The organism is Flaviflexus equikiangi (assembly GCF_014069875.1).
GTDB lineage: Bacteria > Actinomycetota > Actinomycetes > Actinomycetales > Actinomycetaceae > Flaviflexus > Flaviflexus equikiangi.
Map to the genome: position 1 here is coordinate 501,823 of NZ_CP059676.1, position 25,714 is coordinate 527,536.

Annotated in this window: 26 protein-coding genes and 1 pseudogene; 15 read left to right on the forward strand and 12 right to left on the reverse strand. The window is 63.3% G+C overall.

The annotated features are described in order from the left end of the window. Positions 1-57 precede the first annotated feature (57 nt). The 3 genes from H2O75_RS02380 (at position 58) to H2O75_RS02390 (ending at position 3,194) form a co-directional block, all read left to right on the forward strand. Complete coding sequence (locus H2O75_RS02380) at positions 58-1,089, forward strand: adenylate/guanylate cyclase domain-containing protein (RefSeq protein WP_259365287.1); 1,032 nt, start codon at positions 58-60, stop codon at positions 1,087-1,089. 104 nt (positions 1,090-1,193) lie between these two features. Continuing rightward, on the forward strand, positions 1,194-1,871 hold the full coding sequence (locus H2O75_RS02385; protein ID WP_182173146.1) for a response regulator transcription factor: 678 nt from the start codon (positions 1,194-1,196) through the stop codon (positions 1,869-1,871). Positions 1,872-1,874: 3 nt separating this feature from the next. After that, complete coding sequence (locus H2O75_RS02390) at positions 1,875-3,194, forward strand: ATP-binding protein (protein WP_182173149.1); 1,320 nt, start codon at positions 1,875-1,877, stop codon at positions 3,192-3,194. Here the strand turns inward: H2O75_RS02390 and H2O75_RS02395 are convergent. Continuing rightward, positions 3,144-3,647, reverse strand: coding sequence for a GtrA family protein (locus H2O75_RS02395; RefSeq protein ID WP_182173152.1), 504 nt, complete (start codon positions 3,645-3,647; stop codon positions 3,144-3,146). The two genes, H2O75_RS02390 and H2O75_RS02395, sit on opposite strands and share 51 nt — an antisense overlap. 18 nt (positions 3,648-3,665) lie before the next feature. On the opposite strand from H2O75_RS02395, the gene H2O75_RS02400 reads away from it, so the two are divergent. After that, complete coding sequence (locus H2O75_RS02400) at positions 3,666-4,790, forward strand: 5-(carboxyamino)imidazole ribonucleotide synthase (protein ID WP_182173155.1); 1,125 nt, start codon at positions 3,666-3,668, stop codon at positions 4,788-4,790. 1 nt (position 4,791) lies between these two features. Continuing rightward, positions 4,792-5,280 carry a 5-(carboxyamino)imidazole ribonucleotide mutase gene (gene purE, locus H2O75_RS02405; protein WP_182173159.1) on the forward strand — a complete coding sequence of 163 codons (489 nt, stop codon included), beginning with the start codon at positions 4,792-4,794 and terminating at the stop codon, positions 5,278-5,280. Here purE and H2O75_RS02410 read toward each other — a convergent pair. Then, positions 5,246-6,163 carry an LCP family protein gene (locus H2O75_RS02410; protein ID WP_182173162.1) on the reverse strand — a complete coding sequence of 306 codons (918 nt, stop codon included), beginning with the start codon at positions 6,161-6,163 and terminating at the stop codon, positions 5,246-5,248. The two genes, purE and H2O75_RS02410, sit on opposite strands and share 35 nt — an antisense overlap. Here H2O75_RS02410 and H2O75_RS02415 point away from each other — a divergent pair. Next, on the forward strand, positions 6,162-6,464 hold the full coding sequence (locus H2O75_RS02415; RefSeq protein ID WP_182173165.1) for a hypothetical protein: 303 nt from the start codon (positions 6,162-6,164) through the stop codon (positions 6,462-6,464). The genes H2O75_RS02410 and H2O75_RS02415 overlap by 2 nt on opposite strands. A 13-nt stretch (positions 6,465-6,477) precedes the next feature. On the opposite strand, the gene H2O75_RS02420 is transcribed toward H2O75_RS02415, so the two are convergent. Further along, a complete protein-coding gene (locus tag H2O75_RS02420) occupies positions 6,478-7,551 on the reverse strand; it encodes an LCP family protein (protein ID WP_220462766.1) in 1,074 nt (357 codons plus the stop codon). Between the two features lie 159 nt (positions 7,552-7,710). Here H2O75_RS02420 and H2O75_RS02425 point away from each other — a divergent pair, with 159 nt between their 5' ends. Beyond that, positions 7,711-8,544: a glycosyltransferase family 2 protein gene (locus H2O75_RS02425; RefSeq protein WP_259365288.1), complete on the forward strand. Its 834-nt coding sequence runs from the start codon at positions 7,711-7,713 to the stop codon at positions 8,542-8,544. A gap of 170 nt (positions 8,545-8,714) precedes the next feature. On the opposite strand, the gene H2O75_RS02430 is transcribed toward H2O75_RS02425, so the two are convergent. Further along, the gene (locus H2O75_RS02430; protein WP_182173174.1) at positions 8,715-10,106 is read right to left on the reverse strand and encodes an IS1380 family transposase; all 1,392 of its coding nucleotides are present in this window, start codon (positions 10,104-10,106) and stop codon (positions 8,715-8,717) included. A gap of 193 nt (positions 10,107-10,299) precedes the next feature. Further along, complete coding sequence (locus H2O75_RS10970) at positions 10,300-10,650, reverse strand: hypothetical protein (protein ID WP_182173177.1); 351 nt, start codon at positions 10,648-10,650, stop codon at positions 10,300-10,302. Between the two features lie 157 nt (positions 10,651-10,807). Between H2O75_RS10970 and H2O75_RS02440 the strand changes: the two genes are divergently transcribed. The 5 genes from H2O75_RS02440 to H2O75_RS02460 all read left to right on the forward strand — a co-directional run bounded on the left by H2O75_RS02440 (position 10,808) and on the right by H2O75_RS02460 (position 15,007). Next, on the forward strand, positions 10,808-11,893 hold the full coding sequence (locus H2O75_RS02440) for a peptidoglycan-binding domain-containing protein (protein WP_182173180.1): 1,086 nt from the start codon (positions 10,808-10,810) through the stop codon (positions 11,891-11,893). Between the two features lie 3 nt (positions 11,894-11,896). Next, the gene (locus H2O75_RS02445; protein WP_028705592.1) at positions 11,897-12,532 is read left to right on the forward strand and encodes an ABC transporter ATP-binding protein; all 636 of its coding nucleotides are present in this window, start codon (positions 11,897-11,899) and stop codon (positions 12,530-12,532) included. Continuing rightward, entirely contained in the window at positions 12,529-13,626 is a 1,098-nt protein-coding gene (locus tag H2O75_RS02450) for an FtsX-like permease family protein (protein WP_051542976.1), read from the forward strand. Before H2O75_RS02445 ends, H2O75_RS02450 begins: the two co-directional genes overlap by 4 nt. A 108-nt stretch (positions 13,627-13,734) precedes the next feature. Continuing rightward, positions 13,735-14,070 (forward strand): hypothetical protein, encoded by a 336-nt coding sequence (locus tag H2O75_RS02455; RefSeq protein WP_155950459.1) that lies wholly within the window; start codon positions 13,735-13,737, stop codon positions 14,068-14,070. 208 nt (positions 14,071-14,278) lie between these two features. Next, positions 14,279-15,007: a hypothetical protein gene (locus tag H2O75_RS02460; RefSeq protein ID WP_155950458.1), complete on the forward strand. Its 729-nt coding sequence runs from the start codon at positions 14,279-14,281 to the stop codon at positions 15,005-15,007. A 238-nt stretch (positions 15,008-15,245) separates the two neighbouring features. Here H2O75_RS02460 and H2O75_RS02465 read toward each other — a convergent pair. From H2O75_RS02465 to H2O75_RS02485, 5 genes and pseudogenes are all read right to left on the reverse strand, one after another. Continuing rightward, positions 15,246-16,633: pseudogene (locus H2O75_RS02465) on the reverse strand (IS1380 family transposase). A gap of 130 nt (positions 16,634-16,763) precedes the next feature. After that, the gene (gene rfbB / locus H2O75_RS02470) at positions 16,764-17,753 is read right to left on the reverse strand and encodes a dTDP-glucose 4,6-dehydratase (RefSeq protein WP_182173183.1); all 990 of its coding nucleotides are present in this window, start codon (positions 17,751-17,753) and stop codon (positions 16,764-16,766) included. 10 nt (positions 17,754-17,763) lie between these two features. Further along, on the reverse strand, positions 17,764-19,074 hold the full coding sequence (locus tag H2O75_RS02475) for a UDP-glucose dehydrogenase family protein (protein WP_182173186.1): 1,311 nt from the start codon (positions 19,072-19,074) through the stop codon (positions 17,764-17,766). Between the two features lie 80 nt (positions 19,075-19,154). After that, entirely contained in the window at positions 19,155-19,514 is a 360-nt protein-coding gene (locus H2O75_RS02480; RefSeq protein ID WP_182173189.1) for a DUF2304 domain-containing protein, read from the reverse strand. A gap of 71 nt (positions 19,515-19,585) precedes the next feature. After that, entirely contained in the window at positions 19,586-20,284 is a 699-nt protein-coding gene (locus H2O75_RS02485; protein ID WP_182173192.1) for a glycosyltransferase family 2 protein, read from the reverse strand. Between the two features lie 59 nt (positions 20,285-20,343). Here H2O75_RS02485 and H2O75_RS02490 point away from each other — a divergent pair, with 59 nt between their 5' ends. Genes H2O75_RS02490 through H2O75_RS02500 form a run of 3 tightly spaced genes read left to right on the forward strand, consistent with a single transcriptional unit; the run spans position 20,344 to position 23,029 of the window. After that, positions 20,344-20,940 (forward strand): acyltransferase, encoded by a 597-nt coding sequence (locus tag H2O75_RS02490; protein ID WP_182173195.1) that lies wholly within the window; start codon positions 20,344-20,346, stop codon positions 20,938-20,940. Next, positions 20,940-22,040: a DegT/DnrJ/EryC1/StrS family aminotransferase gene (locus H2O75_RS02495; RefSeq protein WP_182173198.1), complete on the forward strand. Its 1,101-nt coding sequence runs from the start codon at positions 20,940-20,942 to the stop codon at positions 22,038-22,040. The genes H2O75_RS02490 and H2O75_RS02495 overlap by 1 nt, the downstream gene beginning before the upstream one ends. After that, entirely contained in the window at positions 22,040-23,029 is a 990-nt protein-coding gene (locus tag H2O75_RS02500; RefSeq protein WP_182174849.1) for a Gfo/Idh/MocA family protein, read from the forward strand. The genes H2O75_RS02495 and H2O75_RS02500 overlap by 1 nt, the downstream gene beginning before the upstream one ends. On the opposite strand, the gene H2O75_RS02505 is transcribed toward H2O75_RS02500, so the two are convergent. Together H2O75_RS02505 and H2O75_RS02510 are read right to left on the reverse strand one after the other, a co-directional pair. Next, positions 23,016-24,434: a LapA family protein gene (locus tag H2O75_RS02505; RefSeq protein WP_182173201.1), complete on the reverse strand. Its 1,419-nt coding sequence runs from the start codon at positions 24,432-24,434 to the stop codon at positions 23,016-23,018. The two genes, H2O75_RS02500 and H2O75_RS02505, sit on opposite strands and share 14 nt — an antisense overlap. A 41-nt stretch (positions 24,435-24,475) precedes the next feature. After that, positions 24,476-25,618 (reverse strand): glycosyltransferase family 4 protein, encoded by a 1,143-nt coding sequence (locus tag H2O75_RS02510; protein WP_182173204.1) that lies wholly within the window; start codon positions 25,616-25,618, stop codon positions 24,476-24,478. Positions 25,619-25,714 lie beyond the last annotated feature (96 nt).

The window sequence follows — 25,714 nt, forward strand, 5'->3', positions numbered from 1 at the left end:
ACGACAGAATTCTCACGGTGTTGGGAGCAAGGCCGGACAACTGATAAACTTGTGCATGTGACGCGTGACACAGATCCTAGGAAAGCTCGCCTGACCGTCGAGACCAGGGCGAACTCTCTCCTCAATGGACAGCCGCAGTTCACTCTGATGGAGGTGGCCGACAGGCTCGAAGTCGAGCCGCGGACCATTCGACGCATGTGGACAGCCATGGGCTTCCCCGGAATCGAAGACGAAGAGAACGACCAGATCTTCACCGGTTACGACATCGAGATGATGAGACGACACCTCGACAAGCTGTCGGCCGGTCAGCTCGACGCCAATACGCTGAACTCACTTGTCCTCGCGCAGGGGCACATGGCGGACAGGCTGGTGCTCTGGCAGCACGAAGCTCTCGTCGAGTTCGCCGAGTCGACGTTCGAGATCGACGATATCGCCGCCCGGTATTGGGTGATCGACCATGTCGACGACTATCTCTCCCTCCTCGAGGACCAGATGAGGTACGTGTGGCGCCGGCACATGGCGGCCTTCCTCAGGCGCTCCGACCTTGAGCTGCGCAGGCGCGGCCCAGACCTCGACACGCCCGATATCATGCCGCTGCAGCGAGCCGTGGGTTTCATCGACCTCGTCGCCTTCACAAGCAAGTCGCGCGAATTGGGTTCGGCGCAGCTCGTAACATTTATCCGCGACTTCGAGTTCACGTGCCGAGAGATCATCACCCAGAACGGTGCCCGCCTCGTCAAGACGGTCGGCGATGCCGTGATCTTCATCGCCGATGATCTGACCATCGGCGCGAAGGTCGCAACCGAACTCGTCTACCAGCTCGGCAAGATCGAGGGCATGCTCCCCGTCAAGGCGTCACTCCTGTGGGGGCGGGTCGTGTCGTCCTTCGGCGATATCTTCGGCCCCACCGTCAATCTCGCGAGCAGGCTCGTCGACATTGCCGACGAGGGCTCGATCCTGATCGACCGCGCCACCTATACGGCCCTCGGGGATGCTGGCCGCGGCTCCTACATGGTTCTGCCCTACGGCCAACAGGATCTGGGCGGCACGGGTACGGTTGAGATCTTCGAACTGAAGAAGTTCCGCTGAATCTGATCGCCGCAAGCGGGCCGATTGGGTAAGTTTTCGGTAACGAAATCGATTTTACTCCCTGTTCATGTCCACTATTTCGGTTCTCCACCTATACTCATAGTGTGACTAAGGTATTACTTGTTGAAGACGATCTCGCGATCTCCGATCCCCTCGTTCGCGCACTCGGCCGTGAAGGCTACGAGGTGAGCCCCCACGGTACGGGGCGCAGCGCGCTCGAAGAGCTTGACGGCGCCACGGACCTCATCATCCTCGACCTCGGATTGCCGGATATGGATGGGCTCGATGTGGCCCGTTCGATCAGGTCCCAGGGTCTGACCGTCCCCATTCTCATCCTGACGGCGCGTGCCGACGAGGTGGACATGGTTGTCGGCTTGGATGCTGGTGCCGATGACTACGTGACGAAACCGTTCCGTCTCGCCGAGCTCATGGCCCGCGTGCGCGCCCTGCTCAGGCGGGGTTCCGGCGAAGAGAGCGAGCAGGACATTCTGTCTGCTCAGGACGTGAAAGTGGATGTCTCCGCTCATCGTGCGTGGGTGAATGGGAAGGAACTCCACCTGACCGGCAAGGAGTTCGATCTCCTCACCGTTCTCATCCGCGACGCAGGCTCGGTCGTGTCCCGTGAGGACCTCATGGAGCAGGTGTGGGGTTCCGACACTGCCTCATCCACGAAGAAGCTGGACATGCACGTGTCGTGGCTCCGCCGCAAGCTCGGCGATGACGCTGCGGAACCGAAGTACGTCTCCACTGTTCGTGGCATGGGATTCCGGTTCGAGAACTAGGCCATGCGTCGCCGTGCGCTGAGGATGACTCTGCTGGCGGTGCTGCTTGCAGTCCTTCTCCTCGGGTTGCCCATGTCGATCTTTGGTTCCACCATGCTGTGGAATCAAGAGATCTCCAACCTGCGAGTCCAGGCGTCCTCCCTTTCCTCGATCGTCGAACGGCGCATCGACCGAGGTGACGCTGTCACCCCAGAGCTGTTGAGCGGCTGGGGCGGGGATGCTGACCACCCCACCCACGTGACCGTCTTCCTCCCCAACGGGGAACGGATATCGGGTGGGGATGAGCTGCCGTCCTCCGTCATCACCGTTGTCGAAAGGACAGTGTCCGGGGCGGTGATACAGATCCAGACGGATCGCGGACACATCTACCGCTCGATAGCAGGATTCGTCTTCCTCGTCGTCGTCGCATCCACATGCGCTCTTATCGCGGGGGCGCTCATGGCGGCGCGTCAGTCGCGCAAGCTCTCCGCACCGCTCATCTACCTCGCAGCATCGGCGGAGCAGATCGGCACCGGCACCGTCCGCCCGCACCTTCGCAAGTCCGGCATCGAAGAGATCGACCTCGTCAACGAGGAACTGGTCCGCACAGCGGACCGCATGGCAGGGCGTCTTGCCGCCGAGAGGCAGTTCGCCGCAGATGCCTCCCACCAGCTCAGAACGCCCCTCACGGCGCTGTCGATGCGACTCGACGAGATCGAGATGATCACAGAGGACGAGGAGGTTCTCAACGAGGTGCACGCCTGCCAGGACCAGGTCGAGCGCCTCACGGGAGTCGTGACAGAACTCCTCAAGACCTCACGGTCCGATTCGGGCGGCACGACCGAAGCTGTCAGGCTCGACAAGATTATGGACCAGCAGCGCGACGAGTGGCGGAAAGTGTTCTCGAAGGCGAAACGAGACCTGGTCTTCGCGGTGGATGACGACATCACTGTTCTGGCGACGCCGGGCTCACTCGCCCAGATCATCGCCACTCTTATCGAGAACGCAGTCAAGTACGGTGCCGGGACGACAGTCGTTGCAGCCCGGTATACGGCCAACCGCAAGGGCGTTGTCATCTCGGTGTCCGATGAGGGAGAGGGCGTGCCCGAGGAGATCGGGGACAGTGTCTTCACCCCCGGAATATCGACGGGCGGTTCTACCGGTCTCGGCCTCCCGCTCGCGCTGAACCTTGCCAAGGCGGATGGTGGGAAGCTCGAGCTCGCGCAGAACAGACCTCCTGTCTTCACCTTGACGCTCAACGCCGTCCCGACATCCCTCGACCCCGAGAAGGTTCTACCGCAGGGCGCTCTCATCTCGATGGGATCCCGTCGCAGGCGCCGGTGACGCAAACACGAGATAGCGATAGCAGACATATCTGAAGGCCGTCCCGAGGACGAGCCCCACACCGTTCGCGGCAACATTGTCCGCGAACTGGGAGTCATAGTCGAGGATGAAGCGCGACACGCCGAGGCACCCGAGGGCGATCGCCATGCCGCCGAGGTTGACGAGGACGAACATCGTGAACTCTCGACGCCTATTGTTCTGGGCCTTCTCGCGGAAGGTCCACAGCCGGTTGCCGACCCAGGCGAAGACGATGGAGACAGACACCGAGATCGTTTTCGCGGTCATCGACTGATCGAAGGGCAGAGCAACGGGCCAGTGATAGGCCAACAGGTTGAATAGGCCGATGTCGACAACGTATGCACCGAGACCAATGGTGCAGAATCGGAGAAACTCGACCAGCCATTCCTTTAGGGTCTGTCCGCGGAGCAGCCGCCTAACGAAACGCGAGAACACTCGATTAGCATATAGGACATGGGACAGAAAGTAGTCGGTACAGGCGCACGTGCGGGCGCTCCAGTGGTGTGTGTCATCGGCGGGGGCCAACTGGCGCGGATGATGCAGGAGGCTGCGATAGCTCTCGGAGTGGAGCTCCGTGCGCTCGTCGAAGCCGACGATGGGTCAGCCGGCCAAGCGATCCGCTACTCGCAGGTCGGTGCGGCCGACGACAGGGCCACGATCGAGGAGTTCGTGGACGGTGAGATCGTCACGGTCGAGCATGAGCATATTCCCGATGACATTCTGCGTGCGATCGACTCCAGGCCATCGGCCGATGCCCTCGTTTTCGCCCAAGACAAGCTCGTCATGAGGGCTTCTCTCGATGCGCCACACCCCACCTGGTACGAGGCGGCAACAGCGGACGATATCGATGCCGCTGTTGAACGCCTCGGCGGCGTCGCCATCGCCAAGGCGCCTCGCGGCGGTTACGACGGCAAGGGCGTGGCAGTCATCCGCTCCCACACAGACATTCCGTGGACGTGGGAGGGGGACAGTATCCTCCTCGAAGAGAAGGTCCCGTTCGACATGGAGGTGTCCCAACTTGTGGCGCGACGGCCCTCGGGAGAGATGGTGGCGTGGCCGCTCGTCCAGTCGGTGCAGCGCGATGGGATCTGTTTCGAGGTCACGGCTCCAGCCCCCGTCCCGGATGATCTGCGCGAGCAGGCCGCCGCAATCGCCGCTCGTATCGCCGAACAGACGGGCGTTGTCGGTGTTCTCGCCGTCGAGATGTTCGTTGTGCGGGGTGCTCTCATTGTCAACGAACTGGCCATGCGGCCCCACAACACGGGGCATTGGACGATCGAGGGAGCGGTGACGAGCCAGTTCGAACAGCACCTGCGCGCCGTTCTCGACCTGCCGCTGGGAGACACGCGTGCCGTCGCACCCTGGTCGGTCATGGTCAACCTCCTCGATTCCGCCCTCAGCGACCCTCGTGAGGCTCTGAGAGACGTCTGGGAGGCAGACCCCGGGGTCAAGATCCACATGTATGGCAAGGAAGTGCGGCCAGGCCGGAAGATCGGCCACGTCACCGTGACAGGAACAGACCTTGATGACGTGCGTGCGAGAGCCCACGCCGCCATCGCAACCCTGGAAGGACGTTGATATGCGCGTCGGTGTCGTCATGGGATCAGACTCGGACTGGCCCGTCATGGAAGCCGCAACCATAGCTCTCGATGAGTTCGGGATCGAATGGGAAGCCGATGTGGTGTCAGCACATCGCATGGCGGACGAGATGATCGCCTACGGGACAACAGCCAAAGAGCGCGGCCTCAGTGTCATCATCGCCGGGGCAGGCGGGGCGGCCCACCTCCCCGGCATGCTGGCCTCAGTCACAACATTGCCCGTCATCGGCGTCCCCGTGCCGCTCGCACACCTCGACGGCATGGATTCCCTGCTGTCGATCGTCCAGATGCCGGCCGGGGTGCCGGTGGCAACCGTGTCGATCGGTGGGGCCCGGAATGCCGGGCTGCTCGCTGCCCGCATCCTCTCCGTCACCGATCCGGCGATCGCGGATGCGATGAAAGAATTCCAGGAGAGCCTGGCCGAGGCGGCTCGGGCTAAAGGAGATTCGCTGCGACGTCGGCTTGGGTGATCGATCCGTCTGCGACCTTCCCGAAGAACTCGTCGACCGTCTCCGGATTGAGCAGCACGGTCGATCCCACGCCTCCGGGCTGGTAGTTCAGATCGATGATCGGCGGTGTGCCGACGATGCCGTTCGGGCCCATGATGGTCCGCATGGGGAGGGCGATCCGCGCAAGGTCGAGCAGGTCCGTCTCCGTGTCCACGGTGAGAACCGTCGTGGCTGAACGAACCAGCTCTCTCTGTCTGAAGGGATTGAAGAGCGTTGCTGGGCTGATCGCCTTGTCCATGACTTGGCCGATGACCTGCCGTTGGCGGGCAGTGCGGCCAATATCCCCGAGGGGATCCGAGTACCGCATGCGGGTGAAGGCCAGAGCCTGGACACCATCCGAGTCGTGGCATCCGGCCTCCCACACGAGGCCGGACATCGGGTCGTTGACGTCGTAGTCGAGACAGAGCTCGACACCTCCGACAGAGTCGACAAGGGACGAGATTCCATCCATGCCGACTTCCACGTAGTGATCAACTGTCAAACCTGACAGGCCCTCCACCGTTGCGACGAGCAGCTCGGGCCCGCCGACAGAATAGGCGGTGTTGAGCTTGGCGTTCCCATACCCCGGGATCGACACATACGTGTCGCGGGGCAGGGAGATGAGTGAGGGGTTCCCGGATTCGGGGACGTGGACGAGCATGATCGAGTCGGACCGCTGTCCCTCCACCCCATCGTTGATGCCATCCTCGGACCGCTGATCGGTCCCCGCGAAGAGAACAGTCTTCCCAGGAGTGGCGGCCGCCCCGGAGAGAGCGCTGACATGCCGCAGATTCGAGTTCCCGTACGTGAAGAGATAGAGGGGCCACGCGACCATGGCAAAGATCAGGAGGAGGATCAGCGGCATGATGATCCTGCGTTTCTTCCGGCGCCTGCGAGGCGCCGCGGGCGCCGACAGAGGTGCCTGCACAGGAGACTGGGGCCCGGGCCGGTCGATGGGAAGCCCGAGGGGTTCTCTCTGCGCGGGGGAGGCAGCGCGTGTTCGCGGCGTGAACGATGGCGGTGCGATAGTCGGCGCAGCGGCGCGCTGTGCAGGCCGGGGTTTCGGCGCTTCGTCCGGACGCGGGGTCGACATCCGCTGGGTCCTGCCAGGGACCACTGTCGCTCCGAGCGCGCTCGGTCTCGTGCCAGGATTCTTCGGTCGATAGGAGGGTATGTCGCTCACGGGGTCACAGTCCCTGCTTGTGTGGTCGGATCGGCTGTCGGCTCCACCGGGAGGAGGCCGCCGTCTTCATCGAAGACTGTCGTTAGCGGGACGTCGGCAAGGAGGGACTCCCACAGGATGGCGGCGTCCGCGGACGGCAGGACGCGTGCACCGGCAGGATCCCACGGCATGGTCATGAGGAAGAAGTCCTCTGTCGAGACGGAACGAATCGAGTTCGCCAGCGAGGCGATCTTGTCGATGTTGCCCAGTTCGGAATCCGTCACGATCGACTGGGACACCGCGTCGACGAGCCGGTAGAGAGACGGCAGGTCGGTGAGCAGGTTGCGGCTGAGGGCCTCATCCGCGATCGCCATGACGAGGTCCTGCTGGCGCTGCATACGGCCGATATCTGACCCGTCACCGATACCCTTGCGGGCGCGTGCAAAAGCCAGAGCGGATTCGCCATCGAGAGTCTGGCATCCCGCGACAATGTCGAGACCCGCCGTGCTATCGGCCAGTGCCTCATCGAAGCACATCTCGACGCCGCCGAGAGCGTCGACGAACTGCTGGAAGGAAGCGAAGTCGACGACCACGAAACCGTCGATGTAGAGATCAGTCAGATCTTCGACGGTGCGGATCGTGCAGGCGGCGGCCGCGCCGACATCGCCGGTCTGCCCGCCGATGGAGAATGCCGAGTTGAAGATGGCAGACGTCCGCGCCTCCGTCCACGTGCCGTCGGGAAGCCGGCAGGAGGGAATGTCGACGAGGGTGTCCCGTGGAATCGACACGATCTCGACCCTGGACCGATCCGCGGAGATATGGGCCAACATGGTCGTATCTGACCGCATGCCGACCACCTGGCCTGCTTGGCCGGCGCCATCGATATCGGCCTCGCCCTCACGGACGTCCGAACCGAGGATGAGAATGTTGATATCATCACCGGGCTTGTAGGGCTCGATCTCGTCAGCCTCTTCACCGCGGTCGAGGTAGACGTTGATGTCCTGGGTCTGAATATTGCCGTCGAGCCGTGTGTATGCGAAGTAGATCGTGGACGCGAGGAATAGAATGATAGCCAGCAGTGCGCTCACCACGGGTATCACCCAGGGATACTGGCGCCCGGCAACTTCATGTCCGGGTGCCCTGGAAGCGCTGGAAGAGAACTGACTCACGCCTTAGATACTAGTGCCACTGATGCGTCACTAGCGACTGTTGGCCTAGTCTGTCTGTGTAAATCACACGGAGGAGAAGAAGTGGCCGGACCGAGCATTCACGTCGTGACCGTCGCATTCAACCCGGGAGAGGAGCTCGAGCGCATGCTCGCATCCCTCCGGGATGCGGCACCGGGTGCGGCATTGACGGTCGATATCGTCGACAACGGCACCGAGACCGAAGTCGTCGACAGGGCCGCCCGCAACGGCGGGGCCCGGATCATTCGTCCCGGGAAGAACCTCGGCTACGGCGCGGCCGCAGATCGAGCCCTGCGCGAATCGCAGGCCGACTGGTTCATGGTCGTCAACCCGGACACCGTGTTCACCCCCGACTCCATGTCAGAACTCGTTGCGGCATCGGAGCGGTGGCCTGCGGGCGGGGTGTTCGGGCCCCGGCTCGCCAACGTCGACGGAACGATCTACCCCTCTGCCCGGGAGCTCCCATCGCTCTCGATCGGTATCGGACATGCACTTCTCGTCTCGGTCTGGCCCGGGAACCCGTGGACGGCGCGCTACCACGGGATCACTGATCGGGAGCATGTGTGCGGATGGCTGTCAGGGGCGTGCCTGCTTCTCCGGCCTGAGGCATACCGCCAGATCGGCGGCTTCGACCCGAACTATTTCATGTTCTTCGAAGATGTCGACTTGGGCTTGAGGATGAGGGAGGCGGAATGGGAGTCAGTCTACGTTCCGTCCGCGACTGTCATCCACGACCAGGGAACATCCTGGAGAGACCGGCCCGCCCCCATGATCCGCGCACATCACGAATCCGCCATGAGGTACATTTCCCGTGCCTATCCGGGCAAGAGAAACGCCCCGCTGCGCGGGGCGATTCTTGCAGGACTGAAGCTCCGATCGCGCTGGATGACGCGCTAGCCTCGATCTTTCATGACGGCCCCGATCGGGGGTTGTCGGCGCCGGTGGTGTCGATGTTGGTCTGATTCTTGCAGGAGGGTGCGACAAGACGCCGCGTGACGTTCGCGGTGGGCGGGGTTCCAGGCCGAAGGGGTATTCCAGGATCGAGGCGGATGGTCGGGGCCGCGGGGTCAGGTCGCTGGGGCCGGGAGCCCTTGGAGCTTGGTGATGCCGGCGTGGATCAGCCCGGCCCATGGGGATCGGTCGCTGAGGTGGAGGTGGATGCGTCTGGCTCTTCGGGCGATGGTGGCGGGGATGCTGAACAGCCGGTAGCGGAGCCGTTTCGGTTCCCACCGGCGTGCTTCGTGTCCGGCCAGCGCGAGCAGCCCGGTCCAGGCCTGCAGCTCGGACGCGAGCGCGATGATCTGGCACCAGATCCTGTTCTGGTCGAACCCGTGGAGGGGGAGGTTCGCCAGCCCGGTGGTCTTCGCCTGCCTGATGCGGTCCTCGCAGCGGGCGCGGCGGCGGTGCCGGAGCTCGAGCTGTTGAAGGGTGGCGCCTCTGGTGTTGGTCGCGAACGCGGTCAGCCGGTAGCCGTCGACGTCGTCGAACCGTAGCTGCGCTCCGGGGTGGGGCCGTTCCCGGCGGACGATCACCCGCATCCCGTCGGGCCAGCCTGTCAGGTCGAGTAGTCCGGTGAGCTCGGCGAGATCGGCCCCGTCGCGGGCTTCACCATCCGCGTTGAGGGCCGGGAGCCACACCCATTCAGGGATCTGGTGGTAGAGCTCGGCGGTGTCCATGGGGAGGGTGAACCCGACCGAGTACGCGACCCGCCGCCCGGTCAGCCACTTCGTGAACTCCTTCGTGCCGCCGGCCCCGTCCGCGCGGACCAGCACCCTCCGCCCTGGGCGCGGGTTGCGGTCGGGGAGCTGCGCCAACGCGGCCTTGGTGACAGCGATGTGATCGCTGGCCTTGTTGGAGCCGGCGTTGCCCGGCCGCAGCAGGATCTCGAGTGCTTCGCCGGTTCCGTCCGCGCCGTGGTCGGCGAACGCCAACAGGGGGTGGAACCCGTACCCGCGTTTGAACGTCGGAGCAGCCTGCTGCTTCTCCGAATGCGCGGTGACCAGCGACGCATCCAAGTCGATAATCAGCGGCTGCTCAGCGGTAGCGCCGTGGTCGGGGGCATGGACACCGGCCACACCCCACACGGTGGCGCGGGCCTGCTGCCGCGCCGACGAGATCGCCTTGATCGCCTTGTCCGCATCGTCGGCCAGGGCCTTGATCAGCCGGGACACCGTCGGATCCGACGCCACCGACCCGTAGACCCCTGGTTCGGCGCGCAGGGTGGCGAGGTCGCTCAACGCATCACCGCCCAGCACCAGCGACACCGCTAGGTCGAGCAGGATCTTGCCTGGGTCATGGACCGCCAACGGCTTCCGCCACCCCGCCAACGCCTCCGACAGGCCCCGATCCAGGCCTGCGGCCCGGATCGTTTCGGTCAGCAGGACCCCGCCGGCCTGGGCGACCGCGGTCACCTTCGCGGTATCAACGTGAACCCTGGGATACAAGCCGGTAGTCTTCACCTCGAAGGTGCTCCTCATCTTGGTTGACGTGGTCTCTAGGCAAGTCACATCATCCCAAGTCAGGGGCACTTTCGCTATCTCAACCCGCTACCGTCCACCCACCGGCGTGAAAGCGCGAGGCTAGCCGACCCCCTCGTCCTTGAATGAAGAGTGACGCCTGTGATGACCTGGGATATGGTGGCTGCGGTCCCGTTCAGCCACTCCCCCCGCAAGCGTGCACCAAGGATGTCCATCTGTCTCCACCCAAAGCCGCATTCCCCACCTCCTCGACCCGGGGGGTCTGTCCATAGCCTAGGTGCTCGTTGAGTTGTTCGTCGAGGGCTGCTTCGACGACCTGAGCCGTCAATGCTCTCAGCAACCCGTCGGGGCCGGTCAGGGCGATACCCGCATCGCGGGCCTGGCGCACCATCTGCGCGATCGCTTCACGCTGGGCCTTGTCGAGCTCGGTCGGCTCCTCCGGGGATAGTGATAAATGGGTCACAGCTTCCAGTCTGGCCGACTCTACGGCCGACGAGCTGCTGCTGGTGGTTGTCTCGGTCATCATGACTCCTCCTGCCCTGACGGGCGATGGAGCCACTTACACCGTTTCTCTGACAGACCCTGGGGGAACGAGCCTGGAACAAACACCACACTGGGGGTAGGGTTGTGCGGATGGGTGGCGAATGCCGTGGTCAAAGTTGATTGCTATGGAGGTGTGTCGGGTGAAGCGGTTGTTGACGGGTGTTGTGGCGCTGCTGGTGGTCGGTTTCGCGGTGGCCGCTGGGTGGTGGGCGGCTCGGGCGACGTTGTCGTCATCGGCGCCGGTGGAGGTTGCCTCGGCTGAGCCGGTGTGGGGTGAGGCTGCCGAGGCCACTGTTGGACGCTCGCTGGGGTATGCGACGACGTTGCGGCAGCCAGCGGTAGTGGCCGCGTCGAACGCTTTGGCGGGGGTGGTCACGTCGGTTCATCCGGGCGAGGTCAATGTTGGCGATGTGCTGTACACGGTGGGCAACACGCCGGTGCGGGCGGTGCAGTCGGAGCGGCCGATGTGGCGTGACTTGGCGCGCCGCCAGTCTGGCGAAGATGTCGCGGCGCTGCAGCAGATGTTGGCTGGGTTGGGGCATTTCTCCGGCGAGGCCAACGGCACGTTCGGGCGGGACACGCAGCGCGCGGTGATTGCGTGGCAGAAGGCCGAGGGGCGTTCGCAGACCGGCACGGTCGCTCGCGGGGAACTCGTTGCGCTGCCGCGCTTTCCGATCACGGTCTCGTTGGGTGAGGACATCGCACTGGGGAAGGTGCTTGCCGGGGGCGAGGATGCAGTGTTGGCACCGACCGGGGCCAGAGAGTTCGTGCTGGTGTTGACCGATGATCAGGCACGGCTCGTGCCGGCCGAGGCGACGATCGAGGTGACGTTCGAGGACAAGGTGTGGCCGGCGGTGATCGCGGGATCGACACCGGATCAGGGCGGCACGGTGTCGTTCGAGTTGGTCGCGCCTGATGGGGGCGAGGTGTGCGGTGGCGATTGCGGCTCGTTGCCGCTCGATCCGCAGGTGACGCTGCGTTCGCAGGTGGTCGTGGTGCCCAGGGTCAGCGGTGTTGGGGTGCCGGCAGCAGCCGTGCGCTCCACCCCTGACGGTGCGACGTTCGTCATCACCGAATCCGGCCAATCGCCCGTGACCGTGCTCGGCTCTGGTCAAGGAATGGTGATCGTCGAGGGCATCGAGGTGGGCACCAAGGTCCAGATCTCCGACGGTTCCGCCGCCCCAGCGGCCGGGGAACCGTCAGCTGAACCGACCGAGGAGGGCTAGCCCGTGTTGGCGGTGGAGGGATTGTCGTTTGCCTACCGGCGCGGCGCCGAGGAGCTGTTCGACGGGCTCACCCACTCGTTCACCCCCGGCGTGATGACCGCGGTGACCGGTCCGTCGGGGCGTGGCAAGTCGACCCTGCTCTACGTGCTCGGCCTGATGTTGACCCCCACGAAGGGCCAAGTGCTGCTCGGCGGGGAACCGGTGTCAACCTGGTCGGATTGGCGCCGCTCTCAGGTTCGCGCCACGAAGATCGGGTTCGTGTTCCAGGATGCAGCCCTCGACCCGGCCCGCAAGGTGGTCGATTCAGTCATCGAGCCCGCCCTCTACGGCGGCGCCACCCCGCGCCAAGCCCGAGGCACAGCGCTGCAGCTGATGGAGCGGATGGGAGTGGCAGCCCGCGCCGATCACCGCCCCGGAGAAGTTTCTGGCGGCCAAGCCCAACGCCTCGCGGTCTGCCGCGCCTTGGTCACCGACCCCGCCGTCGTGCTCGCCGACGAACCCACCGGCAACCTCGACCGCGCCAACGCCGCCGAAGTCCTCGCCGCGCTCTCGGCAGCCGCCGACGGGAAGCGCACCGTCGTCATCGCCACGCACGACCCCTTCGTGCTCGACCACGCCGACGAGGTACTGGCGCTATGAAAACCTGGGTCACGCTCCGCGAAGGGCTCGCCACCACCTGGGCCAACAAGGTGCCCACCGCCCTGGTCGCGTTCCTCGTGGCCGTCATGGTTGCCGGCACGCTGGCCACCGTCGGCCGTACCGCCGCCGCTGAGGGGCAACTCGAGCAACGCATCGACGCAGCCGGCTCCCGCCAACTCGTCGTCATCGACGCCCGCAACCGTAGCCACCTCAACTCCACTATCGTCACGCAAACCGCCGGTCTCAGCACCGTTGAACGTGCCGTCGGGCTCCTGTCTGCCATCGACACCGTCTCCGGCCCCGTGGGCCAAGGCGGTGACCGGGTCGCCACCTGGGGCGTCATCGGCGACATCCAAGCCCTCGCCACCCTCACCGAAGGCCGCTGGCCCGCACCCGGCGAAGCCCTCGTCTCCGAGGCCGCCATGACCACCCTCGGCTTCACCCATCCCTTCGGTTGGGTCACCGAAGCCGCCACGCCCTCGACTCGCGAGTTCAGCGTCGTCGGATCCTTCACCCCGCGCGAGCCCTTCGGCGACTACGGCTCCGGCATCATCTACAACGCTGGCGACGCGACCGCCTCCAGCCTGTCTGTGATCCTCAACCACGCCAGCCACGCCGCCCACACCCAACAAGCAGTCCTCGGCCTCATCGCCGCCACCGACCCCAGCGATCTCAATGTCCAATCGCCCATCGGACTGGCAGAACTCCGCGATCAGGTGCTTGGCGACTTCACCGCCTTCGGCCGCACTCTCCTCCTCGGCGTGCTGGCAGCGGGATCGGTGCTGATCGCGATCGTGGTCTTGGCCGACGTCCTCGTCCGACGCGCCGACCTCGGCCGCCGTCGAGCCCTCGGCGCCACCAGAGGCACCATCATCGCGATCGTCACCACCCGCACCATCGCCCCCGCGATCATCGGCGCAGCCCTCGGCATCGCCGCAGGTCTCCTCATCGCCGAACGCAGCGGCGCCACCCCGCCCGCAGCCTTCACCGCGGGCGTGACCATCCTCGCCATCCTCGCCGCGGCCGCCAGCGCCATCCCCCCAGCACTCTTCGCAGCCACCAGAGACCCCGTCTCCGTCCTCCGCACACCGTAAGCACTCCCCGACACGCACTTTCACGGTTCCCCACACTCCCCGCAAAGGATCATCTAGGCTGCGCACAGGGGTTCGGCACCCCATTGTATGTATTCGAAGGAGAGTCCCATGAAGAAGCGAAATAGGTCAGTACTGTCGGTAGTGATGTTGGCAGCAGTGGCGACCGCTGTGACAGCGCCAGAGGCATCGGCCGACGCATGGGCGCGACAGCTCTCCTGCCCCCTTGGGGGTACAGCCACTATCAGCAGCAACTCCTCCGTCAACAAGCGTGTCGAACACTACTACGACGGCGTCCTCCGTGGAAGCAAGAACACGGGCGGTTCGTTCACCACGTCCAAGCCGAACGTGTCCGGCTACGTGATGGCTTCGATCACGGCATATGACAAGTTGTTTTCACAATCAGCCAACTGCTACTGCCCTCCCGGGGCCAACTGCGGAGGTTGACTCGGGCCTGCCTTCAAGAGGTCCCTAGTTCAAACGTCTTCCCCCGGCGTATGTTTGGGCGTTCCGGCATGCCTAGGCCCCAAACAGGGTTGTCTTCGACCGCTTGAACAACCAGCATCACCAAGGCCAGCTAGCACATGCGGTTGAAGACCTGACTGAGGGCTCCTGCGAACTCCATCCTCGATCTACTTCCACGGAGGCTCCAACAATGAACTCTCCCCGTCCAACGCTGTCGCTGGTCATCTCGGCACTGGTCACCTCACTGGGACTGGTGGGGTGTGCCGGACAGCCCCCGGCCAGCAGCGAGTCAGCGAGCAGCATCCCCGCTTCGCAGCCACCTGCAGCCCAAGCGCTGCCCGACACGTGGGACCAGGCTCTCCAAGGCAGGTCCATAGACCAGCTCATTGAGGAGACCCGTCAGCATGAAATGACCCTGGCCCGCGAAGGGGGCAGGATTTCTCCAGACCGTAAGTTGGACGTACCTCTGGTGAGAATCGTGGAGCCTCACGAGCATCCGTCTGTCATGGTTGATTGCATGAATGAGCAGGGATTCCACGCTGAGGCTCTAGCGGATGGCTCCCTTCAATTTGGGGATGTTCCTGCTCAGCAGGGAGAATCACTGAACTACGCCTTCTACACGTGTGTGATGTCCTACCCGATCAACCCATACTTTGGGTTGCCGTACCCGAAACAGGCAGCCGAAGAACTGTGGACCTACTGGACCGGTGAAGCGAGCGAATGCGTGAGAGAACATGGATTCGACCCCGGCCAGCCCCCGAGCAAAGAGGCTTGGATGGAGGGCATGGCTCAACAACGCGAACTATGGTCGCCATTTACCAACGCTGACACCGACATCGCGAACCCCGCCCGCGATGCACTGTTTACCAACTGCCCGAGACACCCTGCCAATTTCTTCCCGCACATCCCACAGCGATGACGCTGACGCAACATCCTGACTCTATAACTCTCTATACCCCTATATGTCCATATGTGGCATATATGGGTATAGCCTCGATATTTCATGACGGCCCTGTGTGGGGCTGGTCGGCGCCGGTGGCGTCGAAGTTGAGCTGATTCTTGCAGGTGGGTGCGACAAGACCCCGCGTGACGTCTGCGGTGCGGGTTTCCAGGCCGGGAGCTGCCAGATTCAGAGGGACATGTGGAGGAACGTAGGGTCAGGTGGCTGGTGCCGGGAGGTTTCGGAGTCGGCTGATGCTGTCGATGATCAGCTCGGCCCAGCGGGATCGGTCGCTGAAGTGGACGACGGTGCGGCGGGCTCTTCTGGCGAGGGTCGCGGGGATGGTGTAGAGCCGGTAGCGGAGCCGTTTCGGTTCCCAGCGGCGGGCTTCATGACCGGCCAGCGCCAGCATCGCGCTCCAGGCCTGCAACTCGGAGGCCAGGGCGACGATCTGGCACCAGATCCGATTCTGGTCGAACCCGTGCAACGGGAGGTTGGCCAGGCCTGTGTCTTTCGCGATCCGGATCCGGTCTTCGCAGCGGGCGCGGCGACGATGCCTGAGCTCCAGCTGCTGGAGGGTGCCGAGGGTGGTGTTGGTGGCGAAGGCGGTGAGTCGGTAGCCGTCGACGTCGTCGAACCGCAGCTGAGCGCCGGGGTGAGGGCGTTCGCGGCGGACGATCACCCGCATCCCGGCAGGCCAACCGTCGAGGTTCAGCAGTCCGGTGAAGTCAGCAAGATCGGCCCCCTCGCGAGCCTCGCCATCGCTGTTGAGGGCCGGCACCCAAACCGGCTCAGGGACCAGGTGGTAGAGGTCGGGGGTGTCCATGGGGAGGGTGAAACCGACCGAGTACGCCACCCTGCGCCCGGTCAGCCACTTGGTGAACTCCTTCGTGCCGCCGGCCCCGTCCGCGCGGATCAGCACGCGGCGTCCGGGCCGCGGGTTCCGGTCGGGGAGCTGCGCGAGAGCTTGTTTGGTGACGGTGATGTGATCGGCGGCGGTGTTCGAACCGGCGTTCCCGGGGCGTAGGTGGACCTCCAGGGCTTCGCCGGTTCCCTCGGGCCCGTGGTCGGCGAACGCCATCAACGGGCGGAACCCGAAGCCTCGTTTGCGTCGCAGCCGCGCTGCTTCTCCGAGTGGGCGGTGATCAGCGACGCGTCGAGATCGATCACCACCGGATCCTCGGCAGTCGACTCGTGGTCGGGGGCATGCTCACCGGCCAGCGACCAGACCCTGGCGCGGGCCTGCTGCCTGGCTCCGGCGATCGCCTTGATGGCCTTGTCTGCGTCCTCGGCCAGGGCCGCGATCAGGCGCGACACAGTCGGATCCGACGCCACCGGGCCATAGACCCCTGGTTCAGCGCGCAGGGTAGCGAGGTCACTCAACGCTTCACCGCCGAGCACCAGCGACACCGCCAGATCACAGATGATCTTGCCTGGGTCGTGGACCGCCAACGGTTTCCGCCACCGGGACAGCGCCTCCGACAGGGCCCGGTCCAGGCCGGCCGCGCGGATGGTTTCGGTCAGCAGGATCCCGCCAGCCTGCCCGACCGCGGTCACCTTCGCGGTATCGACATGAACCCTGGGATACGAGCCGGTACTCTTCACCTCGAAGGTGCTCCTCGCTTGTTGAATGATTGTGCTTCGCAAAACACATCATCCTAAGTCAGGGGCACTTTCGCCATCTCAGGCCACTACAGTCCACCCACCGTCATGAAAGCACGAGGCTAGCGAGCCATCACTGGCCGGTCTGGGCGTACTTCGCTTCGACGGCAGCCTTCTGGGCGCGCCACCAGTCCTCGTTGTCGCGATACCACTGGACGGTATCGGCGAGCCCGGAAGCGAAATCCTTGAACTCAGGCTCCCAGCCGAGCTCGAGCAGAGTCGTGTTGTCGATCGCATACCTCAGGTCGTGGCCCGGACGGTCGTTGACGTGCACGAAGTCGGACTTGTCGTAACCGAACTCCTCGAGGATCATCTGCACCACCTCGAGATTGTTCTTCTCACCATCCGCTCCGATGAGGTATGTCTCGCCGATCGTGCCACGATCGATGATCGCCCACACGGCAGTATTGTGATCGCGCACATGGATCCAGTCGCGGACGTTGAGCCCCGCACCGTAGAGACGGGGCTTCACCCCGTCGATCAGATTCGTCACGGTCCGGGGAATGAACTTCTCGATGTGCTGGTAGGGCCCATAGTTGTTGGAGCAGTTCGAGATCGTTGCCGCCACGCCGAACGAGCGGACCCAGGCGCGCACGAGATGGTCCGAGCCGGCCTTCGACGCCGAGTAGGGCGAGGATGGGTGGTAGGGAGTCGTGGGCGTGAACTTCGCCGGATCATCGAGCTCGAGGTCGCCATACACTTCGTCGGTCGAGATGTGATGGAAACGTACTCCATGTCGGCGCACTGCCTCAAGCAGAGTGAAAGTGCCGACAATGTTGGTGGTGATAAAAGGAGAGGGATCGTTGAGCGAGTTGTCGTTGTGTGACTCGGCCGCGAAGTGGACGACGAGGTCGGCGTCTTTGACGAGCGGATCAACGGTGTCCATGTCAGCGATATCGCCCTCGACGAGCGTGACCCGGTCGAGGCCCGCCAAAGATGCTGGATTGCCCGCATAGGTCAGCTTGTCCAGGACGACGACCTCGACATCTGGCTTCTCTTCGATGGTCGTGTGAACAAAGTTGGCGCCAATGAAGCCAGCGCCGCCGGTAACGAGAATCTTCATAGTGTTCTTTCTAGGAGCGGCCCATGCCGTGGTATGTCCATCCGGCATTTTTCCAGGTGGTGGGGTCGAGGGCGTTTCTGCCGTCGATCACGATGGGGCGGGCTGGTTCGAGTGTGGTGGGGTCGAGGTCGATGAAGTCTTTCCACTCGGTCAGGAGCAGGGTGATGTGGGAGTCCTTGACCGCCTCGTGGGCGGTGGCGACAACGGGGGCGTGGGGGTCACGTGCTGCCAGCACCGGGCCTGCGGCCGGGTCCGTGATGATGATGTCGGCTCCCAGGGCCTTCAGGCGGTAGGCGATATCGAGGGCGGGTGATTGCCGGATATCGTCCGTGTTGGGTTTGAACGCGGCACCGAGGATGGCGATTCGCTTGCCTGTCACGTCGCCGAGCTCAGCAACAGCTAGATCGACGGGGCGCTGGCGGCGACGTTCGTTGATGGCATTGATATCGGTGAGGAAATCGAGAGAGGACAGGCCCAGCTCTTCGGCGCGTGCTTGGAAGGCGAGAGTGTCCTTGGGCAGGCAGCCCCCGCCGTACCCGATTCCGGCGCGCAAGAACTTGTGCCCGATCCGGTCATCCTTGCCAATCGCCTGGGCAAGCTTTGTCACGTCGGCCCCTGTGGCGTCGCAGATCTCTGCCATGGCGTTGATGAAGGAGATCTTCATCGCGAGGAACGAGTTCGCTGAGACTTTCACGAGTTCAGCGGTGGGGAAGTCCATGGTCAGGCGCGGCGTGCCGGCTGCGATGATGTCGTGGTAGACCTCGTCGAGGACAGCGAGGGAGACCTCGGCGCGCTGCGGGTCCGAGGACAGGCCGTAGACGAGGCGGTCGGGGCGCAGGGTGTCTTGGACGGCGAAAGACTCTCGCAGGAATTCTGGGTTCCAGATGAGGATCGCGCCCGCATCGGTGACCCGGGGTTCGAGAGCATCCGCGGTGCCTACCGGGACAGTGGATTTGCCGACCACGACCGATGGCCCATCGGGATGGTGTCCCACGTGGGGGAGGAGGGCATCGACAGCGGCATTGACGTAGGTCATGTCCGCGCACTTGCCATCGCCTCGTTGGGGTGTTCCCACGCCGATGAAGTGGACCTGAGCATCGGCGGCCGCACGCATGTCGGTGGTGAAGGTCAAGCGCCCCCGGGCCACCTCGCGCTCAAGCATCTCAGCGAAGTCGGGCTCGTGGAATGGCGCGATGCCCTTGCTGAGCTGGTCGATCTTTGCCGGGTCCACATCAATGCCCACCACGTCATGGCCGAGCTCGGCCATCGACGCGGCGTGGACAGCACCAAGATAACCACAACCAATGACAGAAATTTTCATAGTAGACACGCTAGTCGACAATCGGGGTTTAGGTGAGAAATCGCTACGCCGCTCACATGTCACGAGCCGGCAGCGCTGCCCTACGCCTCGGTACCGGGGTCGTGCTGCTTCCTGGCAGGATCTGAGGTGGCAAGGGCAACCTCACGGGCAAGATCTGTGATTCGATTCTCCATTGCCGTCATCTTCCTGAACGACACGACGGAGTACGACAGGAAGGAGATGATGAGCATATAGAGAAGGAGGTCGGTGCCGCGGCCGACGCCGACGAACTGCGCCACCGTCGTCGTGATCTGGGGGAAGATAATCGAGACGATCCCGACAACGACGAAGAGGGCGAGCAGGAGCCGCCGCAGGGCAACGTTCTTATCCCGCGCCGTCGACCTGACGAGATAGTAGGCGCACACAAGCACAGTCGCGATGAGAACGACCTGAATCAGCATGGGACTCCCTTCCAGGGTCATGATAGTTGGGCACGTGGTCTGGTGTGCATCTGTGGGCCGCCCCCACGCTGCTAGACGCGTCCGAAGAAGCGATCGGTGAGGATATTGATCCCGTTGAGCAGGGACTGGCCCTTCGAGCGAGAATAGTCCGTGTAGTCGATGGTGACGGGATGCTCCGCCCAGCGCAATCCCGAGGCCGCGAGCTGGTCGATGATCTGTGAGGCGTGAGCCATGCGGTTCTGGGTGAGGTTGATCGCCTCGGCCGCGTCCCGGCGGAGAACGCGCAGCCCGTTGTGAGCATCGGTGAGCCTCATGCCCGTCTTGATCGATGAAACCTTCGCCACCGATGTGAGGACGATGCGTTTCATCAGGCCAGCCTGGACGTTACCGGCGAGAAAACGGGAACCGAGGACGAACGACAGGTCTTCCGCTTCGGCCCGTTCGATCATGGCGAGAGCGTCCGAGACTCGATGCTGGCCATCCGCGTCGAACGTGACGAGATAGCGGGCGTCCGTGTAGCGCAGCACCCAGTCGATCCCGGTCTGCAGTGCGGCTCCCTGTCCGAGATTGATCGGATGGCGGACAACGGTGGCGCCTGCCGCTTCAGCCAAGTCAGCCGAATGGTCCGAGGAGCCGTCGTCCACGCAGACAATGTTGGGGAAGCGCCTCAGTGTCGATCCGATGACGCCGGCGATCACTGTCGCCTCGTTGTACAGAGGGACGACAAGCCACGTTTCCGCTGTCACACCTAGACCTTTCGTACCGTCCATAGGGGGATTGTCTCATGTATTGTGGTTGGTAATGTCCTATCCATTCTGAAGAAGGTTGCATGGCGACGAGAATTGTTGACTCTGCGGACGTCTCCCCAGAGGCACAGATCGGCGATGGATCCTCGATCTGGCACTTGGCCCAGGTACGAGAGCACGCAGTGGTAGGCCGCAACTGCATCGTCGGACGCGGCGCCTACATCGGCGAAGGCGTGGAGATGGGCGACAACTGCAAAGTGCAGAACTACGCACTCGTCTACGAACCGGCGAAGCTTGCCGATGGTGTCTTCATCGGGCCCGCCGTCGTCCTCACCAACGACCACTACCCTCGCGCCATCAACGATGACGGTTCGATCAAGTCGGCTTCAGACTGGGAGCCAGTCGGCGTGACGATCGAGAAGGGTGCCGCGATCGGCGCCCGTTCCGTCTGCGTCGCGCCCGTGACAATCGGCGCATGGTCGATGGTGGCGGCCGGGGCCGTCGTCACGAAGGACGTCCCTCCGCACGCACTTGTCGCGGGGGTCCCTGCCCGACAGATCGGCTGGGTCGGCCATTCCGGCGCGAAGCTTGCGGACGAGGGGAACGGCCGCTGGGCGTGCCCTGTCACAGGAACAATCTACGAAGAAACCGAATCAACATTACGAGAGGTTGGGGCCTGATGGACCTTCCCATGATCCCCGCTGCTAAGCCGATTGTCGGCGAAGAAGAAGCGAATGCCGTCCACAGCGTCATCATGAGCGGCATGCTCGCCCAGGGCGCTGAAGTGAAGTCTTTCGAGGACGAGTTCGCCGCTCAGCTCACCCCCGGCACGGAGGCCATCGCCGTCAACTCCGGCACATCCGCCCTTCACCTGGGCCTGCTGGCCGCTGGAATCGGTGCCGGCGACGAGGTCATCGTCCCATCCTTCACGTTTGCCGCAACCGGCAACTCGGTTGCGCTCACGGGAGCGACCCCGGTGTTCGCCGACATCGAGCCGGATTACTTCTGCCTCGACCCGGAGTCGATCCGCGCATCGATCACGCCCAACACCAAGGGCATCATGCCCGTCCACCTCTACGGGCACCCGGCCAACATGGACGAGATCATGGCGATCGCCGAGGAGCACGGTCTCATGGTCTTCGAGGATACCGCCCAGGCTCACGGAGCAGCGCTCCACGGGAAGAACGTCGGTACGTTCGGCACATTCGCAGGATTCTCCCTCTACCCGACGAAGAACATGACGTCCGGCGAGGGCGGCATGGTGACGACCTCCGATGCCGAAGTGGCACGCCGCGTGCGCCTCCTGCGCAACCAGGGTATGGAGATCCAGTACCAGAATGAGCTCGTGGGACTCAACAACCGCATGACGAACATCCACGCTGCGATTGGGCGCGTGCAGCTGACAAAGGTCGGCGGCTGGACGACAACCCGCCAGGAGAATGCCGCGTTCCTCGACGCGAACCTCGAAGGTGTCGTCGTTCCTCCGGTTGCCGATGGTGCTGTTCACGTCTACCACCAGTACACGATCCGTGTCGCGGAGGATCGCGATGGTTTCGCCGATGCTCTGCGCAACGAATACAAAGTCGGCTGCGGAGTCTACTATCCGATTCCCAACCACCGCCTGCCCTCCCTTGAGCATTACGCCCCGGGCCTCGAGCTCCCCAAGACTGAGGAGGCCGCCCAGCAGGTTATCTCGCTCCCGGTACACCCCTCGCTCACCCAGTCAGATCTCGACCGCATCGTCGAGGCTGTCAACGCTGTCGCAAAGGCTGGTGCGTGATGTCAGTCCTGCGAGCAGGCCTTATCGGACTCGGAGCGATGGGACGCCACCACGCACGTGTTATCCGTGAGACCCCCGGCATGGATCTCGTGGCAGTAGCCGATCCGATGGGCGACAAGTTCGGTGTTGCGAAGGATCTCGAGGTTCTTCCCGATGTGGACGCGCTGATCGCCGCCGGTATCGATACGGCGCTTGTTGCCGTGCCGACCGTCTACCACGAGAAGATTGCGCTCAAACTCGCCGAGGCGGGCGTCCACACAATGGTGGAGAAGCCGATCGCCGCCACCGTCGAAGAGGGCAAGCGGGTGGCCGAGGCCTTCCAGGCAGCCGGTCTGACGGGAGCCGTCGGCTATGTCGAGCGGTGCAACCCAGCGATCATCGCGCTGCGCCAGCGGCTCGAGGCGGGCGATCTCGGTCAGGTCTACCAGATCCTGACGCGCAGGCAGGGACCCTTCCCTGCCAGGATCTCAGATGTGGGCGTCGTCAAGGATCTCGCGACCCACGATATCGACCTCACCTCGTATGTCGCCGGTTCGACCTACTCGTCGATCGCCGCGCACACGACCCACCGGTCCGGCCGAGAGTTCGAGGACATGGTTGTGGCCACGGGCCAGCTTGCCAACGGCATCATTGTCAACCATGTCGTCAACTGGCTCTCGCCCTTCAAGGAACGTCTCACTCTCGTGACGGGCGAACGTGGAGCATTCCTGGCGGACACGATGAACAACGATCTGACATTCTACGAGAACGGCACGATGCCGACCCAGTGGGATGCTGTCGCCGCGTTCCGGGGAGTGTCCGAAGGGGAAGTCACCCGCTACGCGATCGAGAAGCGAGAGCCGCTCCGCGTCGAACAGGAACGCTTCCGGGATGCTGTCAACGGCACCGGCACGGAGATCGTCACGATGACAGAAGGTGTGAAGACACTCGAGGTCATCGAAGCGATCCTCGAGTCCGCAGGCACACTCAAGACAGTTACTCTCTCCTGAAAACCTGTTGACTTGTCTGGGTCAGGATCCCTGACCCAGACAGACTATTGGGCGCACCTACCGTATCGAAACGGCCACGCGGCATATTCAGATGGTCTCTCATCCGGAAGTACCCGAATTCGTATAGGCAAGCGAACCACAAGACGGCGTGTGCGTGATTCGAGGCGAGTTTGAGATCGGGATGCTCGTGACACAGGAGCGTAATAAGCTCAGCATTCTCCGGATCGAAGCGAATGAACAAGAGCTTCTCGACTTCCCACGAATCCTGCGCAGCGCCGAGGCCTGCTTGAAGCTGGCTTCGGTCGACATCGAGGTGCGAGATGTACGAAAAACAGGGCTGGTAGCGCAGCTGGTCGAAGAAGAACCCGGTAGCTGCGAGATGCTTGACTTCTCCGATAGCTCTAGATTCTGTGGAGATGCCCAGTTCTTCGCGCAGAGCTCGGCGCGCCGACTTATCAGGGTTGATGCGACCTGTGATCCCTCGGTCCTCGGGGATCATCCCTTCTGCGACGATATGAACGGCCCTCCGGGGTTCCTCCGCCCCGAATTGGCCAGCTATTGCAGTTCTTCCCCGAACTCCTAAGACCAGATAGTTGTCAGACGTAATCGCTGCGGTGCCCACCCCGATCTTGGCCATATACGGTATCTCTCCCACTGACTCAATATCGACGGGTTCTTGCTCGAGTTCAGAACGGAGAGTGACCTGCTTGCCCTCTTTCTCGAATGGTCGGTCTAGATTGGCGGTCGAGCAGAGGAAATCGAAGTAGTACTCGACGGCGGGGGTGATCGTATATTTCGGGACGCGACGTCCGGAGGAGTTCTGGATGTATGAGATCGTTACGTCTCTCATATCGACGCATTCTCCGTTGGTCAACGATATCTTCTTCGACCGAGCATCCAGGAGGATACTGTCCAGCCACTGACTCTTTGTGAGCTCGACTAGCTCAGAGCCGGGAATGCCAGCACGAGACCCGCCCTGAAGTGTAGGTTGCCACTCCATCACTGCGCTCTCTGTCCACGGAGAGTGTTGACGGCACGAGATCACCACGACAATGTCGTCGATGGTCATCCCTCCGACTTTCAGGCTGCGTTTCGTCCACGAATCTCGGTCGACACGTTGAATCTTTTTGGCTTCCCGTCGTGAACGAAGCTGCTTTTGGAAGGCGACTAAAGCGACGGCAATCGCCCCAAGGATCGTGAGGAGCGACCCGATTGCGGCGACCACGATCTCTCGGAGGTACGTCCCCTCCTCGGTCTTGGGATAGAAGTAGATAGTCAGTGCGGACACGAGCACGAGAAACCAGAAGAGAAGCATCGGCTGCAGAAGCGGAGATAAACGTAGCCAGGAAGCGAATCTCTCCAGGCGCGTTCGATGAGAAGACACTGTGCGAAGGGTTTTGCTCATGTACATCATGCTACGTGCGGGCTGACGCGCAAGAGTGGTTTTTAACGACTGATGATCTCCGCGACCCGCGACGCGACCTCATCGATGGAGAGCCGGGTTCTCGCCCATGAAGATATTGCTTCGCGGCTAGCGTCCGACCGTGGATGGTCAAGGCAGGCCACCATGGCAGAGGCAACCTCGTCAGCAACCATGTCGACACCGATGCCAATCGGTTCCCCTTCCACCTCCTGCGTGACGAATGCTCGTCCGGGCCCGATGCCGGAGTAGATGAGGGGTGTCCCGCAGACGGCCGCACTATACATTTTTGTCGGGAATGCGAAGTCATAGCCGGCGTGCGGCTTCACGCTCGCAAGCGAGGCGGCCGCGGACATGATCGAGGGCGCTAGCCGGTTCGGTGGGACGACGGGCTCGAAGGTGACGGCGTGCTCGACCCCAAGGTTTCGCGCGAGCGTGCGGAGGTCTTGGATCTCTGACCCGCCGCCGATGAAGCGGATCGTGGCTTCGGGGTGGGATAGGTGGACGGACGGCAGCGCTTCGAGGAAGATGCCTGCACCGTGCCATTCAGATGCTGTTCCCGCATAGATGAACTCGCTGCCCGAGCATGGTCGCGACGCGGCCGTGAATGGCGTGATGTCGATACCGTTGCCGATGGTTGTGACCGGGGTCGTGATTCCCAGCTGGCGAACGCGTTCTGTCACACCCTCCGATACGGAGAGGAGGTGGCGGGCACCCCGCCATGCGAAGCTCTCCATCGCACGGACAGCTCTGACGACGATTGCAGGGCTGCCGGTCTGACCCGCCGCATCAGCCCACACGTCGGCGCAATAGTAGTAATAGGGCGTGGATCGCAGGGTTGTCGCCAGCCGAGTGACGAATCCGGTTGTCGGGGGCGGTTCGACGATGACGGCATCGTAGCTGCGACCGAAGGAGAGCAGCGCCCAGGCGGGAATGTCGAAACTCATGTAGGGGATGTATCCGCGAACGTATCCGCTGGAGTCGCGCAGGACGGGAACTCGGCGAATGCGGTAGGGGACGTCGATCTCGGCCGTGCCTGGAGGGAGTGACGCGGTGATGACATCTACGGAGTGTCCGTCCGAATGCAGGCGGGAAGCCAATGCCTGAAGGCGAAACGTTGCCGCGGAGGGCTCCGGTGCAAAGATTCTGCTCACGATGGCAATCCGCATGTGCCGCACCTTCTCCAAATCTCGCTCCTGTCCACCATGATACTCGGTCGTCCAACGTCACTCGGCCAGGTCGATGTCGGCTACGCGCCGTGGGCT

Coding starts and splice junctions, on each gene's coding strand:
- H2O75_RS02505 (WP_182173201.1), bottom strand. CDS start 24,434: ATGAGCAAAACCCTTCGCACAGTGTCTTCTCATCGAACGCGCCTGGAG.
- H2O75_RS02490 (WP_182173195.1), top strand. CDS start 20,344: ATGGCGACGAGAATTGTTGACTCTGCGGACGTCTCCCCAGAGGCACAG.
- H2O75_RS02485 (WP_182173192.1), bottom strand. CDS start 20,284: ATGGACGGTACGAAAGGTCTAGGTGTGACAGCGGAAACGTGGCTTGTC.
- H2O75_RS02475 (WP_182173186.1), bottom strand. CDS start 19,074: ATGAAAATTTCTGTCATTGGTTGTGGTTATCTTGGTGCTGTCCACGCC.
- H2O75_RS10970 (WP_182173177.1), bottom strand. CDS start 10,650: ATGATGACCGAGACAACCACCAGCAGCAGCTCGTCGGCCGTAGAGTCG.
- H2O75_RS02500 (WP_182174849.1), top strand. CDS start 22,040: ATGTCAGTCCTGCGAGCAGGCCTTATCGGACTCGGAGCGATGGGACGC.
- H2O75_RS02480 (WP_182173189.1), bottom strand. CDS start 19,514: ATGCTGATTCAGGTCGTTCTCATCGCGACTGTGCTTGTGTGCGCCTAC.
- H2O75_RS02390 (WP_182173149.1), top strand. CDS start 1,875: ATGCGTCGCCGTGCGCTGAGGATGACTCTGCTGGCGGTGCTGCTTGCA.
- H2O75_RS02510 (WP_182173204.1), bottom strand. CDS start 25,618: ATGCGGATTGCCATCGTGAGCAGAATCTTTGCACCGGAGCCCTCCGCG.
- rfbB (WP_182173183.1), bottom strand. CDS start 17,753: ATGAAGATTCTCGTTACCGGCGGCGCTGGCTTCATTGGCGCCAACTTT.
- H2O75_RS02450 (WP_051542976.1), top strand. CDS start 12,529: ATGAAAACCTGGGTCACGCTCCGCGAAGGGCTCGCCACCACCTGGGCC.
- H2O75_RS02460 (WP_155950458.1), top strand. CDS start 14,279: ATGAACTCTCCCCGTCCAACGCTGTCGCTGGTCATCTCGGCACTGGTC.
- H2O75_RS02415 (WP_182173165.1), top strand. CDS start 6,162: ATGATGATCCTGCGTTTCTTCCGGCGCCTGCGAGGCGCCGCGGGCGCC.
- H2O75_RS02495 (WP_182173198.1), top strand. CDS start 20,940: ATGGACCTTCCCATGATCCCCGCTGCTAAGCCGATTGTCGGCGAAGAA.
- H2O75_RS02455 (WP_155950459.1), top strand. CDS start 13,735: ATGAAGAAGCGAAATAGGTCAGTACTGTCGGTAGTGATGTTGGCAGCA.
- H2O75_RS02410 (WP_182173162.1), bottom strand. CDS start 6,163: ATGCCGCTGATCCTCCTCCTGATCTTTGCCATGGTCGCGTGGCCCCTC.
- H2O75_RS02400 (WP_182173155.1), top strand. CDS start 3,666: ATGGGACAGAAAGTAGTCGGTACAGGCGCACGTGCGGGCGCTCCAGTG.
- purE (WP_182173159.1), top strand. CDS start 4,792: ATGCGCGTCGGTGTCGTCATGGGATCAGACTCGGACTGGCCCGTCATG.